18 protein-coding genes are annotated in these 13,806 nt (G+C 41.3%); 13 read left to right on the plus strand and 5 right to left on the minus strand.

Annotated elements, in window-relative coordinates; genetic code table 11:
- From SKA34_RS19260 to gcvH, 3 genes are all read left to right on the plus strand, one after another.
- Nucleotides 1-438 (plus strand): FAD-dependent monooxygenase (locus SKA34_RS19260; protein WP_006647181.1); only part of this gene is annotated, 438 nt, incomplete at its 5' end.
- Nucleotides 439-440: 2 nt separating this feature from the next.
- Complete coding sequence (locus SKA34_RS19265; RefSeq protein ID WP_039860941.1) at nucleotides 441-1,655, plus strand: FAD-dependent 2-octaprenylphenol hydroxylase; 1,215 nt, start codon at nucleotides 441-443, stop codon at nucleotides 1,653-1,655.
- Nucleotides 1,656-1,838: 183 nt separating this feature from the next.
- Nucleotides 1,839-2,237: a glycine cleavage system protein GcvH gene (gcvH, locus tag SKA34_RS19270; protein WP_006647183.1), complete on the plus strand. Its 399-nt coding sequence runs from the start codon at nucleotides 1,839-1,841 to the stop codon at nucleotides 2,235-2,237.
- 48 nt (nucleotides 2,238-2,285) lie between these two features.
- On the opposite strand, the gene SKA34_RS19275 is transcribed toward gcvH, so the two are convergent.
- Nucleotides 2,286-2,495 carry a DUF1107 domain-containing protein gene (locus SKA34_RS19275; RefSeq protein ID WP_039860945.1) on the minus strand — a complete coding sequence of 70 codons (210 nt, stop codon included), beginning with the start codon at nucleotides 2,493-2,495 and terminating at the stop codon, nucleotides 2,286-2,288.
- A gap of 450 nt (nucleotides 2,496-2,945) precedes the next feature.
- On the opposite strand from SKA34_RS19275, the gene SKA34_RS19280 reads away from it, so the two are divergent.
- From SKA34_RS19280 to nqrM, 3 genes are all read left to right on the plus strand, one after another.
- Entirely contained in the window at nucleotides 2,946-3,236 is a 291-nt protein-coding gene (locus SKA34_RS19280) for a DUF134 domain-containing protein (RefSeq protein WP_039860946.1), read from the plus strand.
- A 76-nt stretch (nucleotides 3,237-3,312) separates the two neighbouring features.
- Nucleotides 3,313-3,783, plus strand: coding sequence for a NifB/NifX family molybdenum-iron cluster-binding protein (locus SKA34_RS19285; RefSeq protein WP_006647185.1), 471 nt, complete (start codon nucleotides 3,313-3,315; stop codon nucleotides 3,781-3,783).
- Nucleotides 3,780-3,980 (plus strand): (Na+)-NQR maturation NqrM, encoded by a 201-nt coding sequence (gene nqrM / locus SKA34_RS19290; protein ID WP_006647186.1) that lies wholly within the window; start codon nucleotides 3,780-3,782, stop codon nucleotides 3,978-3,980. Before SKA34_RS19285 ends, nqrM begins: the two co-directional genes overlap by 4 nt.
- 43 nt (nucleotides 3,981-4,023) lie before the next feature.
- On the opposite strand, the gene SKA34_RS19295 is transcribed toward nqrM, so the two are convergent.
- Nucleotides 4,024-4,980, minus strand: coding sequence for a LysR family transcriptional regulator (locus tag SKA34_RS19295; RefSeq protein WP_006647187.1), 957 nt, complete (start codon nucleotides 4,978-4,980; stop codon nucleotides 4,024-4,026).
- 229 nt (nucleotides 4,981-5,209) lie between these two features.
- Here SKA34_RS19295 and SKA34_RS19300 point away from each other — a divergent pair, with 229 nt between their 5' ends.
- Complete coding sequence (locus SKA34_RS19300; protein ID WP_006647188.1) at nucleotides 5,210-6,340, plus strand: patatin-like phospholipase family protein; 1,131 nt, start codon at nucleotides 5,210-5,212, stop codon at nucleotides 6,338-6,340.
- A 53-nt stretch (nucleotides 6,341-6,393) separates the two neighbouring features.
- On the opposite strand, the gene SKA34_RS19305 is transcribed toward SKA34_RS19300, so the two are convergent.
- Nucleotides 6,394-6,873, minus strand: a complete 480-nt coding sequence (locus SKA34_RS19305) for an aminoacyl-tRNA deacylase (protein WP_006647189.1) — start codon at nucleotides 6,871-6,873, stop codon at nucleotides 6,394-6,396.
- Nucleotides 6,863-7,846 (minus strand): tRNA-modifying protein YgfZ, encoded by a 984-nt coding sequence (ygfZ, locus tag SKA34_RS19310; protein WP_006647190.1) that lies wholly within the window; start codon nucleotides 7,844-7,846, stop codon nucleotides 6,863-6,865. The genes SKA34_RS19305 and ygfZ overlap by 11 nt, the downstream gene beginning before the upstream one ends.
- A 256-nt stretch (nucleotides 7,847-8,102) precedes the next feature.
- Between ygfZ and SKA34_RS19315 the strand changes: the two genes are divergently transcribed.
- Entirely contained in the window at nucleotides 8,103-8,369 is a 267-nt protein-coding gene (locus tag SKA34_RS19315; protein ID WP_006647191.1) for a succinate dehydrogenase assembly factor 2, read from the plus strand.
- Entirely contained in the window at nucleotides 8,359-8,748 is a 390-nt protein-coding gene (locus SKA34_RS19320; protein ID WP_006647192.1) for a protein YgfX, read from the plus strand. The genes SKA34_RS19315 and SKA34_RS19320 overlap by 11 nt, the downstream gene beginning before the upstream one ends.
- Before the next feature lie 107 nt (nucleotides 8,749-8,855).
- Here the strand turns inward: SKA34_RS19320 and nadB are convergent, their stop codons facing one another.
- Nucleotides 8,856-10,466: an L-aspartate oxidase gene (gene nadB / locus SKA34_RS19325; protein WP_006647193.1), complete on the minus strand. Its 1,611-nt coding sequence runs from the start codon at nucleotides 10,464-10,466 to the stop codon at nucleotides 8,856-8,858.
- 569 nt (nucleotides 10,467-11,035) lie between these two features.
- Between nadB and rpoE the strand changes: the two genes are divergently transcribed.
- The 4 genes from rpoE to SKA34_RS19345 are packed head-to-tail and all read left to right on the plus strand — an operon-like array spanning nucleotide 11,036 to nucleotide 13,786.
- Entirely contained in the window at nucleotides 11,036-11,614 is a 579-nt protein-coding gene (gene rpoE / locus SKA34_RS19330; RefSeq protein ID WP_005371428.1) for an RNA polymerase sigma factor RpoE, read from the plus strand.
- Nucleotides 11,615-11,637: 23 nt separating this feature from the next.
- Nucleotides 11,638-12,294, plus strand: coding sequence for an RseA family anti-sigma factor (locus SKA34_RS19335; protein WP_039860949.1), 657 nt, complete (start codon nucleotides 11,638-11,640; stop codon nucleotides 12,292-12,294).
- Nucleotides 12,294-13,286 (plus strand): sigma-E factor regulatory protein RseB, encoded by a 993-nt coding sequence (gene rseB, locus SKA34_RS19340; protein WP_006647195.1) that lies wholly within the window; start codon nucleotides 12,294-12,296, stop codon nucleotides 13,284-13,286. Before SKA34_RS19335 ends, rseB begins: the two co-directional genes overlap by 1 nt.
- 2 nt (nucleotides 13,287-13,288) lie before the next feature.
- Nucleotides 13,289-13,786, plus strand: a complete 498-nt coding sequence (locus SKA34_RS19345; RefSeq protein ID WP_006647196.1) for a SoxR reducing system RseC family protein — start codon at nucleotides 13,289-13,291, stop codon at nucleotides 13,784-13,786.
- The last annotated feature ends 20 nt before the right edge of the window (nucleotides 13,787-13,806 follow it).

The raw sequence follows: 13,806 nt of genomic DNA on the forward strand, positions 1-13,806 counted from the left end.
CAAGCATTTGGGTGGCGTTTAGGTGCGCTAAACCAAACGGGTAAACGCTCATGCTATCCATTGTTACTTCGTCAATCGAACTCATTAGTTTCACATCGTATTGCAGTGATTGGTAATGCGGCGCAGACATTACACCCTATCGCAGGACAAGGATTTAACCTCGGTATTCGAGATGTAATGACGCTTGCTGAAGAGATCGTTTCAGGTCATCAACAAAGTAACGATATAGGTTTACCTGAGGTGTTAGGGCGTTATCGAGAGCGCCGTATGCTTGATCGTCAAAATACCATTATGATGACAACAGGATTGGTAAACTTATTTGCTAACGATAATCGATTGCTAACGGCTGGACGGAATGTCGGTTTGGCTGCAATGAATCTTTCAAATACATTAAAAGCACCGCTATTGCGTCGTGCTATGGGACAGGTAGAACGATAGCTATGATGCAAAGTGTTGATGTCGCGATTATTGGCGGCGGAATGGTAGGGTTAACGTTAGCTGCAGCATTGGCTGAAACTGAACTTCGAGTTGCCGTTATTGAAGGACATTTACCTGAGCCTCAATTGCAGTTATTACCTGATTTACGTGTATCGGCATTGAGCCGTGCCAGTGAACGTATTTTTCGTCGCTTAGGCGTTTGGGAAGGAATTGCAAGTCGCCGTATGAGCCCATATTCTGAAATGACCGTATGGGAGCAAGACAGCTTTGCCCAAATTCACTTTGATGCAGAACGATTAGCTCAGCCTGATCTGGGGCATATTGTTGAAAATCGAGTTATTCAGCTTGCCTTATTAGAACGTATAAAACAGCTCAGTAATGTGACGTTATTAGCTCCAGAGCGCTGTGAAAACATCGCTTTTGGTGAATCTGAGGCTTGGTTAACATTAGCATCTGGCAAACATCTGACGGCGAAATTGGTTGTCGGTGCTGATGGGGCAAATTCTTGGGTACGTCAGCAACAAGATATTCCATTAACCCATTGGGATTATGGTCATAGTGCCATTGTGGCCAATATTCGTAGCCAAGAGCCACACATGAAAATGGCACGACAGATTTTTCGTCCACAAGGACCGTTAGCCTTTTTACCGTTATCTGAACCTGACTTATGCTCTATTGTGTGGTCCGTACCGCCAGAAGAGGCTAAGCAATTATGTGATATGTCGGATGAGTTGTTTAATCAGCATTTAACTACTGCATTTGATAATCGCTTAGGTTTATGTCGCGTAGAAGGTGAGCGCCAAGCTTTTCCACTGCGTATGCGTTATGCGCGTGATTTTGTGCGTGAACGCGTCGCGTTAGTCGGTGATGCTGCACATACTATTCACCCATTGGCAGGACAGGGGGTAAACCTTGGTTTGCTTGATGCAGCGGCTTTGGCACAAGAGCTCAAAGCATTATGGTTAGCAGATAAAGACATAGGTAAACAGGCGCATTTACGTCAATATGAACGCTGGCGTAAAGCTGAAGCAGCGAAGATGATCACGGCGATGCAAGGATTTAAAGATCTGTTTTCAGGTTCAAATCCAGCAAAAAAACTATTACGTGATATAGGTATGTTAGTGGCAGATAAAGTGCCTGGTGTGAAAGACGAGTTTATGCGTAAAGCGTTAGGTTTGAGTGGTGAAATGCCAGAGCTTGCTCGCTACGAAAAATAACATGCTTGTTATCGAATGTTGAAAAGTCACCTGATGGTGACTTTTTTTTTTTTCGTGACTAACAAAATGGATTTTTTCACCTACAGTAAATATCAGGCATAAATAATGTGCGTTAATTTATATAGATCTGACAGGGTGACAGTAGCGCTTTAAGGTTATCGCTACTTTTATAAGGATGTGAAAATGAGTTACGTTCCTCTTGAATTACAATATACCCACAGCCACGAATGGATTCGTTCTGAAGGTGATGGGATTTATACGATTGGTATTACAGACCATGCTCAATCATTACTTGGTGATATGGTTTATGTTGAATTACCTGATATTGAATCGCCCACAGACGTGGGGGAAGAGTGTGCGATGGCTGAATCTGTAAAAGCGGCCTCAGATATTTATGCCCCCTTGTCTGGTGTCGTGATAGCTATTAACGATGAATTAGATTCGGCGCCAGAGCTCATCAATAGTGATCCCTATGGTGACGGTTGGTTATTTCAGATTAGGGTGAATGATGTTAACGAACTGAATGATTTATTGATGGCGGAAGATTACGCCACCATTATTGTTGAAGATGAAGAACAGTAAGATCAAAAAAGCCCATTTTGATATGGGCTTTATAGTTAGCAATAGCGCTTAAGCTTCATAGGTTTCACGTAAGCGTCTTACCTCTAAATTCACCTCATTCACGGTATCGTAATGACGCTTCTCTGCTTTGATAGGAACCAGTAGTAAACCATTTTCAAAATGGTACCCACCGCGTCCGTCAATGTAGAGGCGACCACTAAATAAGCGACTGACATGTTTGGCGATTAATTTTGGTAAGTAGCGTTTAAACATCCGCATAATACTGCTAACTCCAACCTTCCTGGTTATTGACGGCGCCAAGTATAGCAGTTTGTGCATGACACTTCTGTGACATAATTAGCATATGCTGTTTCCTATATGTAACTATCTAACTTATTAATTAGCAAAGAAATAAAAAATCAGATGATTGTTCTGTTTATAAAGTTTTTATGATTGTCGAATAAAATAAACAGACTTTATTTTTAAAGGTAGTTCGCGCCATCTTCACGTTTGTTATCTTCTCTTCGCTACAATATCCGTGCATGGTACTTTCATCTTCATTGTCTTTAAAAGCCGTTATATTGGGATTTTATTTTGTGAATTTATAAATCATTGATGTATTTCGATAAGAAAAATTTTTATTACTTATTACTTATTACGTATCTAGATCAAAGTAATATTTTTGGCGTATGCCAATAATTCACCATGGTTAGTTAGATAAGGTGAACCATGGCTAGGCCTAAGATTGAACGTCGAATAGGATGTCATCCCGCGTACAGTTGCTTTAAACCAAATGGCGTACCGATGAAAGAGCTAGCGTCATTACGTTTAGATAGCGATGAATTAGAAGCACTTCGGTTAGTTGATATGCAAGGTTTGCAACAGGTAGAAGCGGCAAAGCAACTTGGTGTTTCTCGTCAAACATTAGGCAATATTGTGGCATCGGGACGAAAAAAAGTGGCGCAAGCGTTAGTTCAAGGGTTGGCGTTAGAACTTGACGGTTATATGCCAACACCATGAACGCTTTTATTTTGATAAGTGATAAAAAGCGATCATATTCGTTGTGAGCGCTCGGTTAAGTGAGTGAGGAAAAATTATGGCAATAGCAATTGCATTAACACCACGTGAGCTGGTTGCAGGGCACTTTGGTAAAGCGGCTGTTTTTGTTATTTACGATCAACAAGGGCAGCAAGTTAATAGAATTGAAAATACAGGTAGTCGCGAACTAGGTTGTAAGCATAAAAAAATAATCCAGCGTCAACTTACTGAGCATGGCGTGTCTGAAATTGTCTTAGGTAATATTGGTCAGCGATCACTGACTCGACTATTAAATGCAGGCTTTAATATTAGTCGAGTTGCACCACGCACAACATTGGCTGATGTGTTATCAGGTGGCGCAGTAAAAGAAGCGTTAACATCGGCAGATCAAGGTCGTGATTGTAAGCGTGAAAAAGGCGCATGTGGCTGTGGTTGCGGCAGTAAAAAGAAAGCGCCTGTTGTTAAAGTAGGGATGTCATCATTATCGCCTGTTAGCGACTTAACAAAAATTGGAGGTTTTAAGTTGTGACTACATTTTTATTAACGCTAGGTATTTTTCTTCTTGTTATTTTTGCTATGGCGATAGGTTGGGTTTTAAATCAACGTACCATCAAAGGCAGCTGTGGTGGTTTAGCCAACGTGGGTGTTGATAAAGAATGTAATTGCGATGAACCTTGTGACGAACACAAGTTATATCAAATTCAAGAGCCTCAACCGGGTAAGTAGTCGTAGAAAGCAGAGTATGCATACTCTGCTTTTTTGTTATCCGTTATTGTTGTTGGAGTTGTTCTACCTGTCCGATAACCGTAGTGGCAACTCGTTGACGTAGCCACTCATTACGAGGGTGAGTACCATTGCGATGTAACCATAATAAACGAATATCGAAATCTGCAATATCGACAGGAATTAAACATTGAGTCAAATCATCATGGAACAGATCTAATTGTGCCATTAAGCGAGAAACCACACACAGTAAATCCCTTCCTTTGAGTAAATGACGGATGGTCAAAAAGTTACGTGAACCTACCGCGACTTGACGTTGTAATGCATGATTTTTTAATTGGTCATCAACTTGAGTAATGAGTTGTCCATCTGGTGAAACTAAGGCATGCGGATGCGCACTATATTGTTCTATGGTGATAGGAGCATTGAGTCCTGTTGCTTTGCTATCGAATAAACAAACATGATCTTCGGTATATAAATATTGGCTACTAATGTCTTTGCCCATATTTGTCATTGATCCAATCACCAAGTCTAATTGTTGATCATTAAAAACGGTTTGATAGTTATGGCGATCAACATTATAGAAGCTGAGATGGCTTTGTGGTGAGCAAGTATGAATGGCATCAAAAATGGCGGGTGCGAAAAGTAGCTCTGCGTAGTCGGTTAGGCCTATTTTAAACGTTCCAGTGAACAGCTCTGGCTCAAAGGTACTCGGTTGTAATAACTCTCTAGTGATTAAGTTTAGAATTTTTTCAACAGTGACCGAGAGCTCTAGCGCTTTTTGGGTTGGGATCATATTGTGTCCTTGACGTTCAAATAAAGGATCGTCAAGGAGCAGCCTTAAACGAGACAAATTATGACTCATGGCAGATTGTCCAATCGCGAGTTTGTTTGCCGCCTTCGTAACACTTTGTGTTTCCATTAGAGCGGAAAAGGAGATCAGCAGGTTGAGATCTACACCACGCCAGTTGATATCTTTTTTATGTGAAGGAGAAACAGACATAGTGTGGATACCTAGTAAGAAATAACATTAATGAGCGTAATTGGCACAATAAAAGATCGAGTATCAAAGAGTGCTAATTGCAAGAATAAAATATGTAATAGGTTGCAAATGATAAAAAACAGCTTGTGAGTTCGCTTTGTTTTATATCGATTATCTGTTTTTTTATCAAGCTGATGCCTTTTTAATCTGTAGAGTGATATTCGGACTTATCAGATAAAAAGGGATTATGATGGCTAGAACACGTACTAAGAAAAAACCAAAGGTTTGCCTTGTTCTACAAGGTGGTGGTGCATTAGGTGCTTATCATATTGGCGCGTATCAAGCACTGGAAGAGGCGGGATACACACCAGACTGGTTTGCTGGCATTTCCATCGGTGCGTTAAATAGTGCCATCTTGGCAGGCAATAAACCTGAAGATCGTTTAAATAAATTGACTGATTTTTGGGATCGTATCTCAAGACCTGAGACTGATATTGATTTATTACCCTCAATGGCACCGATGTTTAATACCTTTAGTGCGTCTCAAGCATTAATAATGGGTCAACCAGACTTTTTTGTCCCCCGTATTATCAACCCATGGTTATCATTACCCGGTGAATCAGCAACCAGTTTTTATGATACTAGCCCGTTATTTTCCACTATCGATGACCTGTCTGATTTCTCTATTATTAATCAACAGAAAGCCCGTTTAACTGTTGGTGCAACAAGTGTGACGAAGGGGGAGTTGGTATTTTTTGATAGTCATACACAGCCATTACAACCAGCTCATGCTGTTGCTAGTGGATCTTTACCACCAGGCTTTCCTGCTACCCAAATTGGTGATGATCACTATTGGGATGGCGGGTGCGTTTCAAATTCACCGATCAATGGTATTTTAGATTTAGCTGGAAAAGATGAAGATTTACTCGTCTTTATGGTTGATTTATGGAATGCGAAAGGTGAATTGCCACAAACCATGAGTGAAGTGTTATGGCGTGAAAAAGAGATCCAGTACGCGAGTCGATCTTGTGATCATATTGAAGCGCTCGTAGCAAAGCGTAATCTTGATCATATTTTAGAACATTCAAAAGATGTTGTGGATAGTGAACAAATGCCTGATGTGGTGTCATTAAAAGTAGGTAGACATATTGATATCGTGCATATTACCTTTGATCCACTGAAAGGCCATATTCCATTAAGTGATGCAGAGTTCTCACGTCGTTCTATTCGTTTACGCCGTGAAGCTGGCTATGAAGATATGACGAAAGCCATTAAAGAATCGCCATGGACGCAAAGAAGTAAAAAATTACCTACGTGTTATCACCCACGGCAAGAACATGGTGGATGGGTAGAAGGTGATGAGATAAGTAAAGCGAGTTAACGTGTTAGCATTAAATAAAAGCCCCTTATTTTAGGGGCTTAACTTTTAATGGATTAGTCTCGGGTGATATCACCAAACATAGGATCGCATAAGATCACTAAATCATCGGTAGCTAACTCAAGCCCAGCCATACGATCACCGCTACTAATGTTCACTTTAGTATGTTGCTCTATTTGATGATCGAAAATAATAGGTAATGGGCGTTTCAAGCCTAATGGCGCAACAGTACCAATGACCAAACCTGTGATTTTTTCAACATCAGAAGCATCAGCACAGGTCATACGACGACAACCAAATAGCTCACGGACTTTCTTAGGATCAACAGCATTCGGGCCTGGTACACAAGCTAAAATATGAAACCCTGCCATATCTTTGAGCAAAATGGATTTGACCAGTTGCTTTGGGTCAACACCGCGTTCTTGAGCCGCTTCTTCAATGGTTTTCGCTGGTTTGCTATGGTGAAGAAGGCGAAAATCAACCCCTTCTTCTTCAAGAAAACGGGTAACAGCAGTATCGATAGAATTATGCGTCATCGTCTAAAGCGTAAGGTAATGGATTTTTTTCCCAGATAGCATCTGGTTGTGATGCAAATCGAAATTGTGCATCGTCATCGAGATCGTTTGGTAATACTACTAAGGCTAACGCTTGTTGATCATTAAATTGGTAGCCAGTGATAACCGTACCACCTTTACGCCAGTTTTCACCGACGCTACGTTCAAGTGCATCACCTGCCTGTGGGCATTGTGTGGATTCACCGCTCACGATGTACATCGCGCGTTTGTTGATACCACGGTATTTTGCACGGGCAACCGTTTCTTGACCGGTATAACACCCTTTCTTAAAGCTAATCCCGTTAACGGCCTGAAGGTTCATCGCTTGTGGAATAAACTCAAGTTCAGTTGCTGCTTCAACACGGGGGAGTACAGCTTTAATATCGTATAAGTTCCACAACGCAGTGTCGGTTAGGGTCGCGTTAGCAGCAAAGTGTTGAGCGACAGCTTCAGCATGCTCCATTGGCGTGATAATAAACCAACGTAAGTTATCTACTTTTACAGCGGTTGCTGTGTCGTTATGACGGACATCATCACTACCTGTAAAGTAGTTATCAATCGCGCTTTGAGCTTGTTCACCACTAAGACCAAAGATTACGTCAGTTGATTGATTGATGTCGGTTTTAGAGAAAACAGCGTATTTTTTTAGCTCAGGGATCTGGGTTGCCATGACAGTTTGGCGTTGAAGATAACCATAGCCATTGTCGATATGGAAAATACGGATTACAGTACGCATTTTACCTTTTGCATCACAATGTGCTGCTAATGTTGATTTACTCGCTTCTAGTGATACAAGATCACACGTTAACTGACCTTGTAAATAGGCTTTACTGTCGGCACCAATTAACGTGACCATTCCCCAGTCATCAAGCTTACTTAATGCTAAAGCTGGAAGAGGATCTTGCGATGATAAAGCAAGGGGGGAAAACGTTAGATTTGTTGACCAAGTACTCATATCTCTGTCCACAGAATGTTGTCATTATTACGACATGGTATACCAAGTAAATAAAATAATTAACCATCGTCTCGCTGTGGGAATCAAGCAAGAGTCATTGAAAGGGGATTTATCGTTTTAATGTCTCATCTTTAATGATTGCTTGTTTAAGCGCATGGTCGGGAAGTGATGTCACTGCTACTATAAATAGCTGTTTCTCTTTGTTTTAAATCTACAGCATTAAATAGGTTTTTAGTTCTAGTTATCGAGGTTAAATATGTTAAGCGCGGAAGATAAAGCACGAGTTAAATGGGCATGCCGACGTGGAATGCTAGAGTTAGATGTGATTATTATGCCGTTTTTTGAAGAGCGTTTTGATGAACTATCAGAGCAACAGCAGCAAGACTTTATTAATCTATTAACCTGTGATGATCCTGATCTTTTTACATGGGTGATGAAACACGGCCGCAGTGAAAATGAAGCTCATGCTAATATGGTGGATATGATTGTTGCTCACAACAACAGTAAATTACGTGGATCTTAATTTATTCCCATCTAAATTACACCTAGCCACATTAACGGTAGCTTACTTGTTTGTGGCTATACTTCTCTTATTTTCAAGTTCATTACTTTTTCTTCCCATTGCTTTGGTTTGGTGTGAGAAGCTGTATGACGAATACCTTAATTCGGCGATATACAGTTATCGATTACAAGGCCACTTCCGACTTTCTTCTGTGGGTGACGTTTATTATCAACAGCAACGAGGTAGCGTGATTTATGCTCGCCCATTAACCCGTTGGTTGATCCTTTTTAAAGTGGAGGGGATATCTCATCGTTGGATTATTGTCTGGCGTGATAGTTTGTCCGAACGTCATTATCGCCATTTGAAAATGTTTACGTATCTGTATTTCTCACCTCGTTAGCAACGAATGTTTTTTTAAAGCAGTCATTTGTGTGATTGGAGCATATAAAAAATCCCGATACTTGATCGGGACTTTTATGTTTGGTCTACGTGGATGATATTGACGATTTATTTCGGGGTTAAGACCGTTGGTTGTGCGTTATCGTCTAATTCTGGGTAATCCAATGTATAGTGAAGACCTCGACTTTCTTTTCGCTCAATAGCACAACGAATGATGAGCTCTGCAACTAATACGAGGTTACGGAGTTCAATTAAATTGTTTGAAACACGGAAATTACTGTAATACTCGGTAATTTCATTTTTCAGTAACTCTATTCGGTGCATTGCACGTTCAAGTCGTTTTGTTGAACGAACAATACCGACATAATCCCACATAAATAAACGTAATTCGTGCCAGTTATGTTGGATAACGACTTCTTCATCCGAGTTGCTGACTTTACTTTCATCCCATATTGGTAAAGCTGGTGGAACGGTAACTATATCCATTTTAGCTTGAATATCTTTTGCCGCTGACCAAGCATAAACTACACATTCTAACAGTGAATTTGATGCCATACGGTTGGCACCATGCAAGCCTGTGTAGCTCACTTCACCAATAGCATATAAGCCATCAATATCCGTTTTACCTTTTTTATCAACCATAACGCCACCACAGGTATAGTGAGCGGCCGGAACAATAGGAATCGGCTCTTTCGTGATATCAATGCCGTAGCTTTGCAGCTTTTCATCAATCATTGGGAAGTGTTTTTTAACAAAGTCTGCAGGCTTATGGCTGATATCAAGGTACATGCAGTCAGCGCCTAAACGTTTCATTTCATAGTCGATGGCACGGGCTACAATATCACGAGGTGCGAGCTCTGCGCGTTCATCAAATTCAGGCATAAAACGAGAGCCATCAGGGCGACGTAAATACGCCCCTTCTCCGCGCAGTGCTTCTGTTAGCAAGAAGGTCTGGGCTTCAGGGTGGAACAAACAGGTTGGGTGAAACTGATTGAATTCAAGATTTGCTACACGACAACCTGCACGCCAGGCCATTGCGATACCATCACCGGAAGAAACGTCCGGGTTAGAGGTATATTGATAGACTTTTGAAGCGCCACCTGTGGCTAGAATAACGAACTTAGCCCCCAGAGTTTCTACCATTTCTTTATCACGGTTCCACATATAAGCGCCTAATACGCGGTTTGATTCGGTATCTGGGTTAAGTTTTTTTTCGGTGATTAAATCGAGCGCATTATGACGTTCTAAAATCGTAATATTAGGATGATTACGGGCTTGTTCTTGAAGTGAGGTCTGCATTGCCATGCCTGTTGCATCAGCGGCATGGAGAATACGACGATGGCTGTGGCCGCCTTCTCGGGTTAAATGAAAGCGAGGGTTATCATCACTATCAGACTCTTCACGATCAAACGGTACGCCGCCATCGATAAGCCATTGAACACATTCTTTAGCATTTTCGGCAATAAAACGAACGACGTCTTTATCGCATAAGTGAGCGCCGGCAATAAGGGTATCTTCAACATGTGAATCGATACTGTCTGACTCATCAAATACTGCTGCAATTCCGCCCTGTGCGTAATAGGTTGAGCCTTCACTCAGTGGCCCTTTACATAACACTGTAACATTGGCAGATGATGAAAGGTGTAAGGCTAATGAAAGACCAGCTGCGCCACTGCCAATAACTAATACATCGCAATTATGTTGATGAACCTGATTCATACGAGATCTCATATCCTTTTGTTATCTGCCCATATCCTAACAAATTCACATCAAATTATCATGATAATTGTACGACAAATAGCACTTTATAAATGATTAAGTATTCAAATATATCGCATGACAATTTTTATACCTAGCCTCTAAGTGTGAATTAATGACGATTAAAGGTGAATAACAAAAAAGTTATATCATGTAATAATCCTAAAACTTGTTATTAATTTTGCTTTTTTCACGCTGAAAAGCCCGTTAGTATCGTGAATTAAGGTAAGATAGTGTTCACTTAATACACCGTGCATAAGTCACAGTGATATAAAAAATAAACATAATAAGCCGAAATTATTTAATGGGCGTAGGAACTTTGCCATTATCCTTCGGTCATAAGTAGTGCTCATGCTCATAAATATTTCATAACTCAATGATTTGTTTAAGGTGACACTCGGCTTGTTAGCGTTACTACGCCGAACAAATCATGATATAGCATTTTTGATAGAGCACTAAACGTAAGTATTTGTGGCTTTATTTAGCTAATGCAATATTGAGTAAAGACAGATATAGGAGTACACGCTCGAATGAGCGAGCAGCAAACTGATCAGGTATTAATTGAGCGAGTACAGCGGGGAGATAAGCAAGCTTTCAACCTTCTGGTTATTAAATACCAGAATAAAGTTTGTAACCTTGTATCACGTTATGTCAGTAATTCTGGTGATGTACCAGATGTGGCGCAAGAGGCGTTTATTAAAGCGTACCGAGCGTTGCCAACATTCCGTGGTGAAAGTGCCTTCTATACATGGCTCTACCGAATTGCAGTTAATACTGCAAAAAACTATTTAGTCGCTCAGGGGCGTCGTCCGCCAGCATCTGATGTTGATGCAGAAGATGCGGAATACTATGAAAGTGGTAGCGCGCTGAAAGAAATTTCGAACCCTGAGAACCAAATGTTGTCAGATGAATTGAAGCGGGTTGTTTTTAGCACGATTGAAGCGCTACCAGATGATCTCAAAACCGCAATCTCATTACGTGAACTGGATGGTCTAAGTTATGAGGAAATTGCAGAGGTTATGGGATGTCCAGTAGGTACAGTTCGCTCTCGTATATTCCGTGCACGTGAGGCGGTTGAAAAACGTATCCGTCCTCTCATGCAGCAATAATGTTGCACCCAACGGTGGAAAAAATGGCTGATAAAGAAAAGATCTCGGCATTGCTTGATGGCGAAGAGCTAGATCAGAGCATTATTAATGCGCTGACTGTTGACAAAGAAGATGAGCTTACATGGCGTGACTACACCTTAATTGGTGATGTGTTACGCGGTGATGCTCCGCAATGCAAAGAATGGAATATTGCAGCGAATGTCGCATTAGCGTTAGACGATGAACCTGCCCATTCAGTTGGCCATACTGAAACACCCGTTGCGGTTGTTTCAGAGCCAATTTCGCAAGCAATTGAAGAGCAACCAACACCATTTAAAGCCCAGCGCACGTTACCGGCATGGCTTACTCAATTTGGCCAAGTGGCCGTTGCTGCTTGTGTCTCTTTAGCTGTTATTGTTGGCGTTCAGCAATATGGTGGTGAAGATAATTCATCAGGTTCAACTAACAATGATGTGCCTGTGTTACAAACGATTCCGTTTACAGGTAAAGCGGAACCAGTAAGCTTAAATACCAATATGGCAAGCAATACGGATCGTGCACCAACTGAAGCGCAGTTGATGGAGCAACGTCGTCGTATTAACTCCATGTTGCAAGATTATGAGTTGCAGCTGCGTTTTAATGCGCAAGATGGCAGCCTAGATCACTCTTTACTTAAACAACATAATTCTGTGGCAGATTAATGAAAAAGATTCTGGTCGGTGCGATAGCATTGGTCAGCTTGCTTTTGCCTCTTCAAGCCTTTGCTGAAGCTGAAAAGCCTTCGGCAGAGGCTTTGTTGCATCAAATGGAGCAGGCAAGCCAAAAGCTGAGTTACGAAATTTCTTATATTCGAGTAAAAAAGAACAGTATTGATACCTTGCGTTATCGACATGCGATAGAGGATGGTCAAGGCTACAGTCATTTACTTTACTTAAGTGGTCCACCTCAAGAAGTTATTCAACGCGGTAATGAGGTGAGTTACTTTGAGCCTGGTCTTGATCCATTCACAGTAAAAAGTGCGAAAATAGTGGCGCCTATCATGCCGTTGATGAAGGCAAATATTCAAGACTTAGCCCATTACTATGATTTCATTTCTATGGGGCGTGCAAGAGAAGCGGGAGTTACCTGCGATGTTATCCGTATTGCGCCAAAAGACGGTGAGCGTTACTCATATTTAGTATGGGTTGATCAGCTGAGTCACTTAGTAATGCGTGCTGATTTATTAGACAGAAATGGTGATTTATTAGAGCAATTTCGCGCAGTTTCTTATGCGGTGAATCCGAAAGTGGCTGAAATGCTTAGTAAGCTGAAAACGGTGAAACTACCAGAAGTGGTAAAATTACCGGTCCAAGAAAAAGCCAATCTTGATTGGAAACTGTCATGGTTACCTGATGGTTTTAAATTAATTTCAGGCGATCGCCATCGTCTCTTGATGACAGAGCGTCCTGTTGAAAGTCGTATGTACAGTGATGGTTTATTTAGCTTCTCTGTATATGTGTCTGATATTGATAGCTATGCGTTAAGTGGGCAGCTCGTCCGTCAAGGCCGCCGAACATTAAGCAATATAGTTAAAGACAATAAAGAAATTACGGTTGTCGGCGATATTCCGCCACCAACAGCAAGACATATTGCAGAAAGTGTCACTTTCGATAACACTAAAGGGACACCCAATAAGGCCGTAAAAGGTAATTAGTCATGATGCGCACTTTAGCGACAGTGACCGCTGTTGAAAAAGGAACGGTGACGGTAAGTTGCCAGCAACAAACAAGCTGTGGTCATTGTGCATCACGTGATAGTTGCGGAACAGGCATTGTAACGAAAGCAATGCCTGGTCGTGTCCATGATGTAAAAATAGCAACGCAATCGTCGCTTTCTATAGGGCAGATAGTTGAAATCGGCTTATCTGAGCGAAGTATGTTAAGCTCTGCCTTATTAATCTATATGCTCCCGCTGCTTTTTTTACTGTTAGGTAGTGCATTGGGGCAATGGGTATTTGTTGATTTAGCACATAGTAACGAACTGGGTGTTATCAGTTCTGCTGTTATTGCGACAACGCTAGGATTACTGATTGCACGGTACTATGCCAAACGCTTAGAGGGTAATTCAGCGTATAAGCCAACCCTTATTCGAGTCCTCGGCGCACCGATTTCATCAGATAAGCTGATAAATGCCGCATCGAAAGATAGCGAGTAGCGTTTAAATTCGGTAGAATC

Source organism: Photobacterium sp. SKA34, assembly GCF_000153325.1.
Classification (GTDB): Bacteria; Pseudomonadota; Gammaproteobacteria; order Enterobacterales; family Vibrionaceae; genus Photobacterium.

Excerpts from the sequence above, each read along its gene's own strand:
- SKA34_RS19285 (WP_006647185.1), top strand. The coding sequence starts at position 3,313 with ATGGCAATAGCAATTGCATTAACACCACGTGAGCTGGTTGCAGGGCAC.
- SKA34_RS19280 (WP_039860946.1), top strand. The coding sequence starts at position 2,946 with ATGGCTAGGCCTAAGATTGAACGTCGAATAGGATGTCATCCCGCGTAC.
- SKA34_RS19265 (WP_039860941.1), top strand. The coding sequence starts at position 441 with ATGATGCAAAGTGTTGATGTCGCGATTATTGGCGGCGGAATGGTAGGG.
- SKA34_RS19335 (WP_039860949.1), top strand. The coding sequence starts at position 11,638 with ATGGCTGATAAAGAAAAGATCTCGGCATTGCTTGATGGCGAAGAGCTA.
- SKA34_RS19275 (WP_039860945.1), bottom strand. The coding sequence starts at position 2,495 with ATGCGGATGTTTAAACGCTACTTACCAAAATTAATCGCCAAACATGTC.
- rseB (WP_006647195.1), top strand. The coding sequence starts at position 12,294 with ATGAAAAAGATTCTGGTCGGTGCGATAGCATTGGTCAGCTTGCTTTTG.
- SKA34_RS19300 (WP_006647188.1), top strand. The coding sequence starts at position 5,210 with ATGGCTAGAACACGTACTAAGAAAAAACCAAAGGTTTGCCTTGTTCTA.
- rpoE (WP_005371428.1), top strand. The coding sequence starts at position 11,036 with ATGAGCGAGCAGCAAACTGATCAGGTATTAATTGAGCGAGTACAGCGG.
- SKA34_RS19305 (WP_006647189.1), bottom strand. The coding sequence starts at position 6,873 with ATGACGCATAATTCTATCGATACTGCTGTTACCCGTTTTCTTGAAGAA.
- SKA34_RS19315 (WP_006647191.1), top strand. The coding sequence starts at position 8,103 with ATGTTAAGCGCGGAAGATAAAGCACGAGTTAAATGGGCATGCCGACGT.
- ygfZ (WP_006647190.1), bottom strand. The coding sequence starts at position 7,846 with ATGAGTACTTGGTCAACAAATCTAACGTTTTCCCCCCTTGCTTTATCA.
- SKA34_RS19345 (WP_006647196.1), top strand. The coding sequence starts at position 13,289 with ATGATGCGCACTTTAGCGACAGTGACCGCTGTTGAAAAAGGAACGGTG.
- SKA34_RS19295 (WP_006647187.1), bottom strand. The coding sequence starts at position 4,980 with ATGTCTGTTTCTCCTTCACATAAAAAAGATATCAACTGGCGTGGTGTA.
- gcvH (WP_006647183.1), top strand. The coding sequence starts at position 1,839 with ATGAGTTACGTTCCTCTTGAATTACAATATACCCACAGCCACGAATGG.
- nadB (WP_006647193.1), bottom strand. The coding sequence starts at position 10,466 with ATGAATCAGGTTCATCAACATAATTGCGATGTATTAGTTATTGGCAGT.